This is a genomic window from Pradoshia eiseniae (genome assembly GCF_002946355.1).
GTDB lineage: Bacteria > Bacillota > Bacilli > Bacillales > Pradoshiaceae > Pradoshia > Pradoshia eiseniae.
Genome location: NZ_PKOZ01000005.1, coordinates 97,474 through 112,483, shown reverse-complemented (window position 1 = coordinate 112,483; position 15,010 = coordinate 97,474). Strand labels below are relative to the sequence as shown.

Below are 15,010 nucleotides of genomic sequence, written 5' to 3'. Positions count from 1 at the left end.
GCAAGTAAAATGTCTGAATGTCTGGTTCGATTTAATTTATACAGGGAAGCAGCTTAGTCAGGGGGAATACCATTTTAAAAGGTTTTCTAGATAGGAGTTTTAAGATGATTAAAATCAAACATTTGTTTACTATTTTTCTATTTTTCACTTCATTCTTCTTTTTTTTGAGTCCTAATAAAGCATTGGGTCATTCTTTTGTTGTAAAGGAATCTCCTGTTCCGAATAGTCAGTTAGAAACCCAGCCAAATGAGGTCGTCATCACGTTTGATAAAAAGGTTGAAAGAGAGCTTGCCTCTTTAAAGGTAACGAATGAAAAGCAACAGGAGGTAACGGATAATCCGCCTCGGTTTAACGACAATCAGAAGGAAATGACCTTGGAACTCCCAGAGTTAAATGAGGGAATTTATAGGGTCGAATACTATGTCATTTCATCGAATGACGGTCATCCAATAAGAGGTGCATATAATTTTAGCGTCGTTGATGTGAATCCAACACCGCAAATGGATAGACACGGATCCGTTGTGGAACTTGAACCGCAACAGCCAAGTAGTGAAGAAAACATCATGAAGGTGGATTCAGGCTTTAATTCAGAACCCATCACTTTAGCTGAAGCCAACTTAGCGGAATGGCTAATTTATTTGATGAGAGCGATTTATTATATTGGCTTATTATTAATCATTGGTTGGGTATTTTGGTGGAGGTATATTCAAGATTATGCGAATGACCTGCAGAAGAAGTATTTATTCTGGGGAATTGTGCTTCAAATGGTTCATCTCGTCGGATTACTCTCCATGATACTGATGCAATTAAACATTTTCACCGATAAAGGGTTAGCTTTTCCTCCGGATTTCCCGTTCGGGACCAATTTTGGTTTGATGTGGCTAGTTTCACTTGTTGCCTCACTAATTGGTTTTATTATATTGTTTCGGAATAGATGGTGTGATCTTGGTTGGATTATGATTCTTCTTTTGTCTAAAAGTTTGAATGGTCATTCGCTTGAATTTGAACCAACCTCTGCTTTAGTGATTAGTAATAGTATTCATTTACTGGCAGCCTCCATTTGGGCATCTGGTCTCACATTTATACTAGTCTTTTGGAGAAAGCAAAGATTATACGTCCAATCCTTTCTACCGCTTTTTTCAAGATACGCTCTCATAGGTATGATTATTTTATCAATAACAGGCCTTTTTGCTGGAATCGCCTTTATTTCTAGTTTTGAGCAATTATTAACAGGCTGGGGAATAGCTCTGCTATCTAAATTAGCTCTGGTGGTCTTTGTTCTAATCATAGGAGCTTTCATACGTTCAGCCATTAAAAAACACAGAAAAGCGGACTCGGGAAAACTGATTGTACTAGATTTCTTCTTGATGATGGTCATTATTATTCTTGTGTCTATTTTAACTTATTTAAGTCCAATGTCTTAACTTTAGGAACGAATAGAAAAGCAAAGAAGTCCGAAAGTGAAATAGACCAGAACTGTTGAAAAAGTAATTAAACCTAGGTCTGCGACAACCCCAATCATTGGGCCCATAATTCCAGCCATTAACCCGCTTGAAATACCAGAAAGTAAGGTTTGATAATCAACCAATGCTCCAAATAATGCCCCAATAATCATGGCAATAACGGTGGTGACAATGGTGATTTCAGTATAGAACTCGGGGAAAGTAAAGCCAAGGATAGTTCCAATGGCAATCCCCATTACACCGCTACTTGACATGGCAAGATTCATTCCAAGATGATATCCAATTAAATTTCTCACTTTAAATAAGAAAGAATAAGAAACAAAACAAACAATGAAATAGCTTGCAGTAATCAATATGATTAATAAGCTCATAATGTCTTCTCCCTTTAAATAAGTTTTGGGCTTATTTAGGTAATTCAATAGCCAAACAATTAAGTATGGAAAGGAACAAGGAAAAACATGAGTAATAATGGTAGGTACGAATATGAACATCCAGAATTAAAACAGGAAGATCGGTTTACATCTCCTGCGAGTTCATTGCCCTTGTATGAGTTGAAAATGCTGCAAGAATATATTCATGGCGTGAATCTGAAAAACTTAGGAAGTTATCTTCCGGATCATAAAAAGCAACTGATGTTATTGAAGTTTTTTAAGCATAAAAAAAATCAGCTGGTTGAGGTCTTCTCAAGGGATGGCCAAGAGGTCATTAAGACGGTAGGTAAAGTGAATATTGTAGGAAGAAACTTTGTTATGATTAAAACGTTATTTACGCGTATTTGGATTCCGTATCATGCCATTCATTCTGCTAAAACTCCTTTTGGAATTCCAGATTTGCCAAGCGGGCATCAACATGTCATTTATGATACAGAGCTTAGACGAAGAATATTGACAAACTTTGGTGAAACGGTTTCGGGTAAAGAAATATTAAAGCAGCAGTTTTTTGAAGAATCACTAAATACAAATTTAACGTTATGGCTGGGTACAAGAGTTACCCTATTTGCTGGCAAAACGATTAAAGGAAAATTGACCAAAATTCTAAACAATACTATTCAAATAACAGATAAGAAAAAACACGAAATATCCATTAACAATATAAATTATGTGAAGCAGGGTAGATTTATTTCTTATTTTCAACGTTTATTAGTAAACGTAAAAAAAGGACGTTTCAGGAAAGAAGATTAAGAAGATCAATGTAAGTTGATCTTTTTTTCGTGAAGAATGTTTATTTTGAATGGGGAAATTCATTATTTTTTTCACTTTCAGTTTCCCTACAATTAAACATTCATATTATATAAAAAAAGATGGGAGAGATGGTTTTGGCAGAGCCGATTATTGGTAGAAACCGATTATTTGCGGAATTCAAAAATAAGGAAGTATTACTGGTATTGGAAAGTAGTCAGCTTAATATTCTAGGTCAAACGTTCAGACCGATTTTTACCGGGGAAGTGACAGAGGTTAATAACGGATTCATTACAATGGACAAGCCGATTATTAAGATGCATAACGCGCCCTTTTACACGTTCCCAACCCCATTAAATTTTCCTCTTGAACATATTGTTAGCATCACCCTTTTTGACCCTAAGCGAGTAATCCCGATTTTATAATACGAAAAACTTTTAAGCTAGGATGTGATTTTGTGGATAAAAAACCTTCATCAAAGCAAGGTAGTCGAGGTGAAGATATTAATGCTATTAGACAAGCTCATGTTACCCGTGAATTTGAAGAAAACATAAGTAGGAGAGCACTAATCCTTATGGCTTCCTATCCATTCTTGATTATTGGCAAAATTGTTGAGGTTGTTGGTGATTATGTGGTCATAAAAGCTGAGGTGACCAATATCACAGAGTTAGATGGTGAAACGTTCAATATTCATATTGATAATATTGAAGTTTTTTATATTCAAAAACCAGGTCAACCTGTTATACCTGATATTAGAGGCGAAGAAGATGATTAGACGCTTTCATATTGTGGCCATTCCTATCCGTATTGTTGTGAATAAATTTGGCGATCATGATCCCGATGGCATGATGTATGTTTTGAAGGAAAATGTGAATATTGTACAAAAAAAGGTGAAACATCATCCATTTACTCCTGTTGATTTAGTAGAGCCCCTCGTGATTCGTGCTAACGTAGGCGATGACATCGAAATTACCTTTGAAAACAAACTCCCTTTTAATACCTCCATGCACATTCAAAACACCGAATACGATGTTTTTACTTCTGACGGTGCCTTTGTTGGGATAAATCCAGATACGACCGTTGAACCAAATGAAAAAATCGTTTATAAGTGGAAAGTCACTCAGGAAGGCGTTCATTTCTTTTCAGATTTAGGCAATACGTTATCGAGTGAATTAGGAAGCAATGTTCATGGGTTGTTTGGCGCTCTTTTCGTAGAACCTCGTGGATCGTGGTGGACGGACCCTGTTACAGGTAAACCGATTGATAGCGGCTGTTTTGCTGATGTTCATAACAGGCTGCTTCCTTCTTACCGAGAATTCGGGTGGTTTTTCCACGATGAAATGGAAGTGGATGATTTAACAGGACAAGCACCTATTAGTCCCCATACCCTTCAGCCAGAAGCGACACATCTAATCAATTATCGTGCTGAACCGATGCGGAATAGGATGAGATTGATTCAGGAGGGGGTCGTTTGTCCAGATTGTGAAGGTGAAGAGGTTCATCATGATTCATGGGTGTTCGGTGATCCGGATACACCGATTCTGCGAGCTTATATCGGAGATCCGATAAAAATCAGGCTGGTTCATGGTGGTGTCCAAGAGACCCATTCCTTTCATTACCATGTCCATCAATGGTTATTTGAACCAACAGATGTGGATTCGGAGCTAGTGGATGTACAGGCCATTTCCCCTCAAACTCATTATACGGTTTCTCCTCTCTACGGGGCAGGAAGCTTACAAGGCGCAATGGGGGATGCGATTATACACTGCCATCTTTACCCGCACTTTGGAGAAGGAATGTGGGGGATGCAACGCAACTTTGATACCTTACAGGATGGCAGTCAATGTTATCCAAATGGTTTACCCATTAAGGCCTTGCAGCCATTGCCTGATCGGCCGTTGCCTCCAAGACCGACGCCAGAGAAGCCAGGATTTCCAGGTTTTATTCCAGGTATCGTAGGATCGAAAGCGCCACGTCCACCGCTGGGGATTGTGGGAGGAAGAGAAGCCACTAGGATTGAAAAGAGTCATTTCGCACCAAATGCTCGACCGGGAGCCGTATTTGTTAATCCTTGTATACCGGATGTAACACCTGAAAGGGAATTTCATGTTGTCTTAATGCAAATGCCAATTGTCTATAATAACCAAGGATGGCACGATCCGGAGGGCCGATTATATGTGTTAGCAGAAGATGAAGAGGATGTACGCTCTGGAAGAAAGGCGCCGGAACCACTTGTGTTAAGGGCTAATGCCGGTGAATGCATTCACTTTAAATTCACCAATAAATTGCCTGAAACAATTGGAGGGAATGCTTTCCAATTGGTGAACCGAACTTATGAAGCAGGCATGCATGTTCACTTTGTTAAATTTGACGTTCTTGTAGCAGATGGTGCAAATGTAGGCTGGAACTATGATTCGGGAATTCTTCCGGGTGAAACGATCCGTTACCAATGGTTTGCCGATGTTGAATTAAAAGCGACCTTTTGGCATGATCATCTATTTGCTAATGAGCATCAGCAGCATGGTGTTTTTGCCAGTATTAATGTTCAAGCGAGAGGCTCAAAATTCTTAGATTCACGTACAGGAAGAGAAATCGAATCAGGAACCCAGGCAACCATCGTAAATCCATTAATTCCAGATTTCCGTGAGCTGACTTTATTTGTACAGGATTTTACCCTGCTATTTGATAAAGACGGCTGTCCCTTAAATCCTCCTCCGTTTCCAGGTTCCCCAGATGATCCTGGGGTAATGGGCGTTAATTATCGAAATGAGCCTATTCAGTTCCGTTTAAAGGAACCGGATTGTGACCCTGCTTATGTCTTTAGTTCTTGGGTTCATGGTGACCCTGTAACGCCTATGTTACAAACCTATAATGGAGATCCTGTGCGAATTCGTCTTCTACAAGGGGCTCATGAAGAATCGCATAGTTTTAACCTCCATCGCCAGAGATGGCATAGAGAAAGGCTGGATTTAGACTCAGAAATCGATCAGCAGCAGCATCTTGTCATAGCTGAATCATTTACTTTGGAATTTAATATCGAAGGAGAGGGTGACTTCGATATGCTTTACCATTATGGAAGTGTTGATGACATTTGGTTAGGAAACTGGGGGATATTCAGAACCTTCGAGAAAAAAGTGCCGCATTTAATTCCGCTGCCAGATAGAGAGCCGCCTCCAAAAAGAGAGAAACCTTTACCGAATCCAACCGGGAAGAAGCCTCCAATCGCATCTCAGCCAGAAAAACCTTACCCGCCTAATGCGGTTGTTCGAAGGTATGAGGTGGTTGCATTAAATGCTTCTATCCAGTATAACGATGCTGGAGATCACGATCCTTTTGGCATTATCTTTGCCCTCAAGGAGGATGTGCCTAATATCTTGAAAGGAGATTTAAATCCGGAACCTCTTATTATACGTGCCAATACCGGTGAGTGGGTGGAAATAACTCTTCATAATCGATTGGAAGATCACTTCCATCACGAGAAAAAACATGGCTATCCGTTTGTGCCGGTGAATGCTCCATTTCCTCCATCCAAGCGTATATCCCTGCATGCCCAACATGTGATATACGATGTCAGACATTCTGATGGCGCAACGGTTGGATTTAATGATGACCAGACAATCGCTCCAGGGCAAAGTATTACGTATCGCTGGTATATCGACCGTGACTTCGGATCTGCTAATCTCTGGGATATGGCCGATGTCCGAAATCATCGCCATCATGGAGCCTTTGGCATGCTGATTGGAGAGCCAAGAGGATCAGATTATCTAGATCCAATGACGAGAAAGGAAGTAAATAGAGGCAGTCAAGTCGTTATTTCGAATCCCTTATTATATGAATTTAGAGAGTTTGCTCTATTAATGCATGATGGGGTTAGGCTTGTAGATAAGGATGGAAAACTAATCATTGATCCGGAACCGCTTTTTGTTGAACCAGAAGAAGAACTGGCGGACCCTGAAGATCAAGGTTCAAGAGGATTCAACTTTCGTTCAGAGAGGTTCCACCATCGGATAGATCATCCAAACGAAGTGTTTAAAGTATTTAGTACAAGAGGAGACAATAAAGATCCAGCAATCCCATTGTTTTTGGCCTACCCTGGGGATCCCGTGACGCTGCGGTTTGTATTTCCAGCTGACAAACCTAGGACGCATACCTTTACCATCCATGGGCATAAATTCTTTAGAAGCCGAGAGGATATGAATTCTTCTATTATATCAGCTGATGGGTTCAACACCGTAGGTTCAAGTGACAACTTTGAATTACTTTATGGAGCTGGCGGTTTGTTGCGGGAAGCAGGAGATTACTTGTATCGTTCAGGTCTAATCAGATGGGATATTGAATTAGGAATGTGGGGAATTATGCGGGTTCTAAAGGATAAAACCGATTCTTTAAAACCATTGCAATCAAAAACGAAAAAGGTTTATAAGGATGATTCAAAATGAACCAATGTCCAAATTGTCATAGTATAAACTGTCCCTGTGCTAATTATGCTGAATTCCCATGTGATTGTCCTAAACAAATACCCACTAGACGATACACTTCTCCCAATAGCCCGCTTCCACCTGATGAATTAGATGAGCTGCAGCGCTGCATTGAAGCTGCTAATGATTTACTTCGTTCACTTGGGAATGAGAGTGACCCGAATAATACGAGGCAGCTCCAGCTGCACTTCCTTAATCTTAGGGGGGTATGTGTAAAAGTAAAATTGAAATGTGGAGAAAGCAGGTCTGAAGATAAAGAGGCTGATGCAGGAGAAGGAGAAGCTGTAATAGAAAAAACAGGAACATTAGTAACAGCAGGCCGGAATTTCATACAATTAAATTCACTCGGGAATGATGTGTTTATTCTGTATGAGAGGCTTATATCACTTTCAAGGGAAGATTGTCCGAAACACAAACATCCTAAGAAGGAAAAGGTACCGATATGGAGAAAATATTTTTTGAATTTGAAAAGGTTATTTCAAAATTGTCATAAGTGGTTTTTTCAGCATTCGCGAGAAAAATTGAGAATAACAAAACACCATAAACATGATGAACAAGAGTTCCTTCATGCAGAACGGACTACTAGAAGGAAACTGGTCCTGAACTTTGGCGACTTTGTTTCAAAGGATCCTGAGTTAGTTAATTTGTTTTTCGGGCTTACTCTTCATATGCATCTGAAACATTATTTGGGCAAGGATATTAAAGTGAAAACTGATGATAATAGGATGATGGAAGGAACGTTATATAGAGTAGAACCTGAAAGAATAAAGATTAAAAATAAGGATAAATCGAAAGAATTCAATATGGACGAAATTTGTTTTCTTGAAATAAAACATGATCATCCATGAATGACACACGAAAAAGACAAAGATATAGAACAATTGTGAAATAGGTATGCCGTATTTTATCGGCAAGAAACGGACTTCGGCAGCCTCACGAAGTCCGTTTTTTATGGGGAATTGGGAGAAGACCCGCCGAAAGCCCATGCAAAGTAGGGTGGACAAAGGGTGGGCAAAGGCAAGCAAATCTAATTATCATGCTTAGAGACCAGAATTAGCTAACTGAATGCCACTAAAAACACTGCTGCAGGGAGAGCATGCTTTCCGGCAGCAGTGTTTTGGGCTTGCACATCATTTTAGTTTAAGGGTATATAAAGAATAGGTTCATAATAACTATCTTCTTTATATATTGGGGAGATATCCATTTCGATTTTTTTGTATGATAGATACGGTTTGTCCGTTGAGCTGTTTTTAATAGTTACTTTTATTAGCGTTTCATCATTTGAGTTGATAGGACGGATTAATACCGTGGATAGATTTTTGTTATGCAGGCTAATCGATTGGGCGGGTTGTTGTTTGCTGTCTGGGGTGAGAGAGATTATGTCTACGGGTGTCTGTTTTTCTGCCTGGGTATTAAGGTAAGGGATGAAGTAGTCTTTTTTCCATTTCTCCTCTGTTAATGAGAAGTCGTATTCAGCTGTTTTATTATATATAAATAAATTTATGGATAGCGAACCAATCAGTATGGCTATGTATAATATCCCAGAGATAAGTTGGATGTCTTTTCTGTTTTTTAAGAGATAGTATAGAAGAGAGATGGAGATGACAATCCAGAAAAATAGGGTGACATATGTGATTGGTGCGTCTTTAAGCTGCTCCATCTGTTCGTATTTGTCTATTACATCTTTGATTTTTATGATTGGGACCTCCTTTCGGCATGATAGATAAACTATAAAGCAGTGATTAAATATTTTCAATATTTTTTATGGAGCTAACACAAAGCGCGGTCCATTAGTGGAGAGAGGAGCTTATGCTATGATAGATGGAAGGAGGATATTCGGATGATTTATATCGGTGTAACCGGGTGGGGAGATCATGATTCTCTTTATCCGCCTGCTATTAAATCAAGGGATAAGCTTGCGGAATATAGTGCGCATTTTCCTGTTGTGGAAGTGGATGCGTCCTTTTATGCGATTCAGCCTATCCGGAATGCTTCAAAGTGGGTAAGTGAAACTCCTGAGAATTTTAAGTTTGTCGTAAAGGCCTATCAGGGGATGACAGGGCATCAGCGAGGTGATATTCCGTTCGCTACAAAGGCTGAGATGTTTACGGCGTTTCGGGATTCTTTAGCCCCATATATGGAGGCCGGCAAGTTTGCGATGGCCCTTTTTCAATTTCCGCCTTGGTTTGATTGCAAGAGGGAGAATGTTGAGTATCTTCGCTATTGCAAGGAACAGATGGGGGATATCCGGGTCGCGCTTGAATTTCGGCACCAGTCTTGGTTTGCTCCTTCCTTCAGGGAGAGGACACTTGAATTCATGAAGAAGGAAGGGTGGATTCATTCGATTGTGGATGAGCCGCAAGCAGGCGAGGGTTCGATTCCGACAGTTCCTGTTGTGACGGATGAGGAAGTGACCTTAATCCGAATGCATGGTAGAAATGTCCACGGCTGGAATAAACCAAATGATACGAATTGGCGTGAAGTCCGCTATTTATATAAGTACAATAAGGAAGAACTAGTCGAATGGACAATGAGGATTCAGGAATTAGCGAAGCATACGAAGGATATTATTGTGTTGTTCAATAATAATTCCGGCGGAGATGCTGCTGATAATGCGAAGGAATTTCAGTCTTTGCTGGGTATTAATTATGAGGGCTTGAATGCGAAGCAGCTTGATTTATTCTGATTCTTCGTTAGTGTGACTTACTTTGAAAGGCTGGTCTTATCTATATGGAATTTTTATTGCTTGTACTGATTGGTTTGGCAGCCGGTTTCGTAGGGGCACTGGTTGGTTTAGGCGGTGGCATCATTATCGTGCCGTTGCTCTTATTTATGTCAGGTGGTCTGCTTGGCGTTCTCACTCCGCAGATGGCAGTTGGGACGTCTTTGTTCACACTTGTGTTTACAGGTCTTTCTTCGGCCCTTGCCTATTTGAAGCAAGGAAACGTTGATTATCGCAGTGCTTTTTTATTTCTAATTGGAATTGCCCCCGGTAGCTTGGCAGGAGGCTGGGCCAATCAATTTTTACAGCTTGATGCCTTTAATATTTTCTTTGGTCTTCTCATGGTGTTTTTCTCTTTTTTATTGATGGTTAGGGGGAAGTTGAAGCCGAAGGAAAAAAAACAGAGCGGTGTGGCAAGGACTTATGTTGATCAGGATGGAACGGAACATACATACGGGTACGGAGTAGGATTTGCCCTGTCGATTTCCTTTGTCGTCGGATTCCTTTCTTCTTTGTTTGGGATTGGCGGCGGTGCCCTAATGGTGCCGGTCATGCTGCTTGTCTTTCATTTCCCGCCGCATCTTGCTGTTGGCACATCGATGCTATTAATATGCCTTTCTGCCATCATTGGCTCGGTGACGCATATTGTTAGCGGGAATGTTGTTTGGGTCTACGCTCTTGCCCTCATTCCTGGAGGATGGTTAGGAGCAAAAGCAGGAGCGTATGTCAATGCCCGAATGACAAGTACAACACTTGTCTTGGCGCTTAGGATTATGTTAATCGTGGTAGGTGTTAAATTGATTTGGGAAGGCGCGCAAGCCTTAGTATAGAGGTGTAAAACATGAAGGAAACGATTCATTTATTACATGTTAATGATCTACATAGCCATTTTGAACATTGGGAAAAAATCGTCCGTTATATGGATGAGCAGAAGGAGCTATATGAGAGCGCTGGGGATATCGTCTATAAGCTCGATATAGGAGATCATGTCGATCGTTTCCACCCTTTTACAGAAGGAACGATGGGAAAAGGGAATATTGAACTATTAAATGCAGCTGGCATGGATGGTGCCACTATCGGCAATAACGAGGGTATCACTCTTCCCCATGAAGCACTTAATCATTTGTATGATGAGGCGCGTTTCCCGGTGACGGTGGCTAATCTATATGATGAGTTGGGAAGGCGGCCTAACTGGGCGCTGCCCTATTTCATCCGCACGACCCCTCAGGGCAGGAAAGTCGCTTTTTTCGGTGTAACAGCGCCATTTACAGAGCTCTATCGTCTGCTGGGGTGGAAGCTGACGGATCCGTATGAGGAAATTGGAGCTGTACTTAAGGAGCTGGAAGGGCAAGCGGATCTAATCGTGCTATTATCCCATTTAGGGCTGCCGTCGGATGAGTGGATTGCTGCAAACTATCCGGGGATTCATGTGATTCTTGGCGGGCATACGCATCATATTCTTCATCATGGAAAAGTGATTGGTAATACGCTTATATGCGGGGCAGGCAAGTATGGAATGTTTGTCGGTCATGTGGAAATTACGATAGATAACGGAGAAATAACAGCTGTGTCATCGTTAAAAGGGATGACGGATGAGGGATATACGAACAAGGAGATTGAAACGGCTAATCTTCTATATAATCAAGGGAAAGCAGAGCTCTCAGATGTGCTTCTCAATATTACACATCCATTGACAACGGACTGGTTTAAGACCTCTGATATGCCCAAACTTTTGTGTGAGGGATTGAGGGAATGGTGCAAGACAGATTGCGCATTCATTAATGCAGGCTTATTGCTGGATGGTCTTGATAAAGGTCCAATCACAAGATTTGATTTACATAGGATATGTCCGCATCCAATTAATCCATGTATTCTGACCGTTTCCGGCTGGGAGCTGCTTAGTATATTGGCACAAACCGAAAATCCGAAATGGCCGCATTTTCAAGTGAAAGGACTTGGATTCCGTGGTTCTGTTATGGGAATGTTCGTGTATGATGGCGTGGAAAAGAAAGATGGCGATTGGAGAATCCATGGAGAGAGGATTCTAAAGAGGGCTGAATATACATTAGCCATACCTGATATGTTCACATTTGGCTATTTATTTCCTGAGATTAAGGATGTGAAGCGGAAACGCTACTTGATGCCTGAATTCCTGCGCGACCTATTGGGCTGGAAATTAGCCCAATCTGCTCGATAAGCAGCAATCATGCAAGCTCTAATCCATATACTTTAAGAGCAATAGTTTTAAAGGATATGGAGGGAATCAGCATGGTGGAAATTATCCCTTATGAAATAGGCGGGAGGCTGTTTACCGGCGTTTCAGTTCAGCTCCCGAAAACAACTTTATTGGTTATATCTAATGATAAAGGTTATATTATGTGCGGGGCGCTGGATGTGGGATTATTAAATGAGCGACTGGCTGACCGCAAAATTATCGCAGGCAGGGCAGTTGGGGTGAAGACATTGGAAGAGCTGCTTCATGCCCCTCTTGAATCTGTGACCCATGAAGCGAGAAAAAGAGGCGTTACTCCCGGTATGACAGGGATAGATGCTCTTGCATTATTTAATGATTGAATGATATTTAGTGACTAATCCCTCCTTTACAAGCATAGGTATTACTTGTATAGGAGGGATTTTTTTGTTCAAAAAAAGGGCGTTTAAGAGACAGACATTATTTCCGAGCGGTCCCTTGCCGATGAAGCACGTTCTGCTCATCTCTTTTGGATTCTTTATTGTATCCACTATCCTGGCTATATGGATTGTGAATAAAGCTATCGAGCCTACATTGATGAAATATGCGGAATCGGAAACAAAGAAGATGGCAAGTGTTGTTATAAATAAGGCAATCGAGGAATCCATTGCTGAAAATAAAGATTTAAATGAAGTGATCTCGGAGATTCCAAAGGAAGGAGAACAAATTTCGGTAGAGGGTATCCGGTTTAACACGGAAATCATCAATCGGTTTCGTGCAGATACAACGACGCGGATACAGGAGGCCTTAAGCGAAATTGAAGCTGGGAATTTATCTGCTGTCGATTATTTGAGTACCGGCAGCAAAAAGGAAGGGATCATCCACGAAGTGCCTCTCGGTAAAGTGACAAACAACGCTTTGCTCGGTAATATGGGACCGGATATACCGGTGGAGATTCATTCGGTCAGTGATGTCCAGAGTGATGTGAAAACAACACTTGAGCCATACGGGATTAACAATGCGCTCATCAAGGTCGTTCTCTTCGTTGAAGTAAACGCTCAGGTGGTCGTTCCGTTTTCCTCTAAACCAACGAAGATTACCACCGATGTTCCGATTGCGATGAGGACAACTTCAGGCCAGGTACCTTCTTATTATAATGGTAATGGCGGAGGCGGAGCAGGACCTGCCATTCAGCTTCCAACAAAGTAGAGGCTAAAATGCAAGATAAATTGACATTCCCTCCTAATATAGTATATTATTTACCTATTGCAGAATTATCAGAAAATTTACACATTATGCTAGGGGGGAATTTAGATGAATAAAGAGAGAGCCCAATGGGGAACGAGGGCAGGATTTATTTTTGCGGCTGTAGGATCCGCTATCGGGTTAGGGAACATTTGGCGTTTTCCATCCGTTGCGTATGAAAATGGAGGAGGAGCCTTCTTTCTTCCATACTTATTTGCCTTATTAACGGCAGGTATTCCGCTGCTAATCTTGGAATTTACTATTGGCCAGAAATATAGGAGCTCAGCACCGCTCAGCTATTTTAAGATTCGCAAAGGTGCTGAATGGCTCGGCTGGTGGCAGGTCATTGTTTCCTTCATCATCGCGACATATTATGCGGTGATTTTGGCATGGTCGCTATCCTATGCGTATTTTTCCCTCAACACGAGTTGGGGAGATGATACGGAAGGGTATTTATTTAGTTCATTTTTAAAGGTTCTTCCAGGAGAGAATGCAGGGCAGATTGGTTCGATTGTACCTAATGTATTCTTCCCGCTGTTAATTGTGTGGGTGTTGGCTCTTGCGATTCTTTTTGCTGGTGTCAAGAAGGGGATTGAACGGGCAAATCGAGTTTTTATCCCTTTATTGGTCATCATGTTCGGTATAATCGTTATTCGTGCCATTACTCTTGATAATGCGACTGCTGGTTTGCAGGCTTTCTTTGCGCCAGATTGGTCCCAGCTGACCAATGGGAAGGTATGGGTCGCTGCCTATTCACAAATTTTCTTTTCCTTATCCATTGCCTTTGGAATCATGATTACGTATGCAAGTTATTTGCCGAAGAAAACAGATATTACGAATAATGCCTTCATCACCGGCTTTGCGAACTCAGGCTTTGAGTTGTTAGCTGGGATTGGCGTATTTGCGACTCTCGGTTTTATGGCAGGGCAATTAGGTGTGGGGGTCAATGAGGTCGTAAGCGGCGGTATAGGACTTGCCTTTGTTGTCTTCCCGCAAATCATCAACGAGATTCCGACATGGCCAGGCCTTTTCGGGTTCCTGTTCTTCGCCAGTTTGTTCTTAGCAGGAATGACCTCCTTGATTTCGATAGCGGAGGTGTTTATCTCAGGCTTCCAAGAGAAATTCGGCATTTCACGGAGAAAGTCGGTTGCCTTCGGAGCTGGAACGGCTGCAGTCATCTCTATCCTGTATGCAACACAGGGCGGATTGTACATCTTTGACACGGTTGACCGCTTTATCAATCAATATGGTGTTGCGCTTGCAGGTTTGGTTGAAATTATCTTTATTGCCTGGATTGCAAGGGAGTTGTCTGCGCTGCAGAATCATGCGAACAGCATGTCAGACATTCGTCTTGGTGCCTGGTGGAAGATCTGCCTCGGATTAATTACGCCAATCGTTCTTGGATTCATGATGATTCAGACATTTACAACGGATCTTCAGAGCAATTACGAGGGTTATCCGACGAGCCTGATTATGACAGCCGGCTGGGGTCTTTCAATTGCTGCCGTTCTAATTGGTGTTCTATTCACTAGATTTAAGTGGAAGGGAATACATTCAAGTATCCCTCAATCTCCTAATCATAAGGGGGTGGCGAAATGACAGGAAGCGCCATTACCATGATGGTTATAGGCATGGTGATTATTTGGGGAGGACTTGTCGCCTCAATTGCCAATGCTGTGCTGAAATCAAAGAAAAAACAAGCATAAAATGCCGACGGCTGACCCGTACATCCA

At 41.4% G+C, this 15,010-nt stretch carries 15 protein-coding genes; 13 read left to right on the top strand and 2 right to left on the bottom strand.

Annotated features, from left to right (window positions below; all coding sequences use genetic code 11):
• Nucleotides 1-104: 104 nt before the first annotated feature.
• Entirely contained in the window at nt 105-1,424 is a 1,320-nt protein-coding gene (locus CYL18_RS10520; RefSeq protein WP_104849466.1) for a copper resistance CopC/CopD family protein, read from the top strand.
• 2 nt (nt 1,425-1,426) lie between these two features.
• On the opposite strand, the gene CYL18_RS10515 is transcribed toward CYL18_RS10520, so the two are convergent.
• The gene (locus tag CYL18_RS10515) at nt 1,427-1,834 is read right to left on the bottom strand and encodes a hypothetical protein (RefSeq protein ID WP_104849465.1); all 408 of its coding nucleotides are present in this window, start codon (nt 1,832-1,834) and stop codon (nt 1,427-1,429) included.
• A gap of 87 nt (nt 1,835-1,921) precedes the next feature.
• Here CYL18_RS10515 and CYL18_RS10510 point away from each other — a divergent pair, with 87 nt between their 5' ends.
• The 5 genes from CYL18_RS10510 to CYL18_RS10490 all read left to right on the top strand — a co-directional run bounded on the left by CYL18_RS10510 (nt 1,922) and on the right by CYL18_RS10490 (nt 7,967).
• Entirely contained in the window at nt 1,922-2,644 is a 723-nt protein-coding gene (locus CYL18_RS10510) for a hypothetical protein (RefSeq protein ID WP_104849464.1), read from the top strand.
• Between the two features lie 134 nt (nt 2,645-2,778).
• Nucleotides 2,779-3,066: a hypothetical protein gene (locus CYL18_RS10505; protein ID WP_236636376.1), complete on the top strand. Its 288-nt coding sequence runs from the start codon at nt 2,779-2,781 to the stop codon at nt 3,064-3,066.
• Between the two features lie 32 nt (nt 3,067-3,098).
• Entirely contained in the window at nt 3,099-3,416 is a 318-nt protein-coding gene (locus CYL18_RS10500; protein ID WP_104849462.1) for a hypothetical protein, read from the top strand.
• Complete coding sequence (locus CYL18_RS10495; RefSeq protein WP_104849461.1) at nt 3,409-7,080, top strand: multicopper oxidase domain-containing protein; 3,672 nt, start codon at nt 3,409-3,411, stop codon at nt 7,078-7,080. Before CYL18_RS10500 ends, CYL18_RS10495 begins: the two co-directional genes overlap by 8 nt.
• Nucleotides 7,077-7,967 (top strand): hypothetical protein, encoded by an 891-nt coding sequence (locus CYL18_RS10490; protein ID WP_104849460.1) that lies wholly within the window; start codon nt 7,077-7,079, stop codon nt 7,965-7,967. The genes CYL18_RS10495 and CYL18_RS10490 overlap by 4 nt, the downstream gene beginning before the upstream one ends.
• Nucleotides 7,968-8,254: 287 nt before the next feature.
• Here the strand turns inward: CYL18_RS10490 and CYL18_RS10485 are convergent, their stop codons facing one another.
• Entirely contained in the window at nt 8,255-8,779 is a 525-nt protein-coding gene (locus CYL18_RS10485) for a hypothetical protein (RefSeq protein WP_104849459.1), read from the bottom strand.
• 180 nt (nt 8,780-8,959) lie between these two features.
• Here CYL18_RS10485 and CYL18_RS10480 point away from each other — a divergent pair, with 180 nt between their 5' ends.
• From CYL18_RS10480 to CYL18_RS10450, 7 genes are all read left to right on the top strand, one after another.
• Nucleotides 8,960-9,805 (top strand): DUF72 domain-containing protein, encoded by an 846-nt coding sequence (locus tag CYL18_RS10480; RefSeq protein ID WP_104849458.1) that lies wholly within the window; start codon nt 8,960-8,962, stop codon nt 9,803-9,805.
• A gap of 44 nt (nt 9,806-9,849) precedes the next feature.
• Entirely contained in the window at nt 9,850-10,671 is an 822-nt protein-coding gene (locus CYL18_RS10475; protein WP_104849457.1) for a sulfite exporter TauE/SafE family protein, read from the top strand.
• Between the two features lie 11 nt (nt 10,672-10,682).
• Nucleotides 10,683-12,038 (top strand): bifunctional metallophosphatase/5'-nucleotidase, encoded by a 1,356-nt coding sequence (locus tag CYL18_RS10470; protein WP_104849456.1) that lies wholly within the window; start codon nt 10,683-10,685, stop codon nt 12,036-12,038.
• Between the two features lie 71 nt (nt 12,039-12,109).
• Complete coding sequence (locus CYL18_RS10465) at nt 12,110-12,415, top strand: YunC family protein (protein WP_104849455.1); 306 nt, start codon at nt 12,110-12,112, stop codon at nt 12,413-12,415.
• A gap of 64 nt (nt 12,416-12,479) precedes the next feature.
• Entirely contained in the window at nt 12,480-13,241 is a 762-nt protein-coding gene (gene yunB / locus CYL18_RS10460) for a sporulation protein YunB (protein ID WP_104849454.1), read from the top strand.
• 105 nt (nt 13,242-13,346) lie between these two features.
• Nucleotides 13,347-14,876, top strand: a complete 1,530-nt coding sequence (locus tag CYL18_RS10455) for a sodium-dependent transporter (RefSeq protein ID WP_104849453.1) — start codon at nt 13,347-13,349, stop codon at nt 14,874-14,876.
• Nucleotides 14,873-14,983 carry a methionine/alanine import family NSS transporter small subunit gene (locus tag CYL18_RS10450; protein ID WP_104849452.1) on the top strand — a complete coding sequence of 37 codons (111 nt, stop codon included), beginning with the start codon at nt 14,873-14,875 and terminating at the stop codon, nt 14,981-14,983. The genes CYL18_RS10455 and CYL18_RS10450 overlap by 4 nt, the downstream gene beginning before the upstream one ends.
• Nucleotides 14,984-15,010 lie beyond the last annotated feature (27 nt).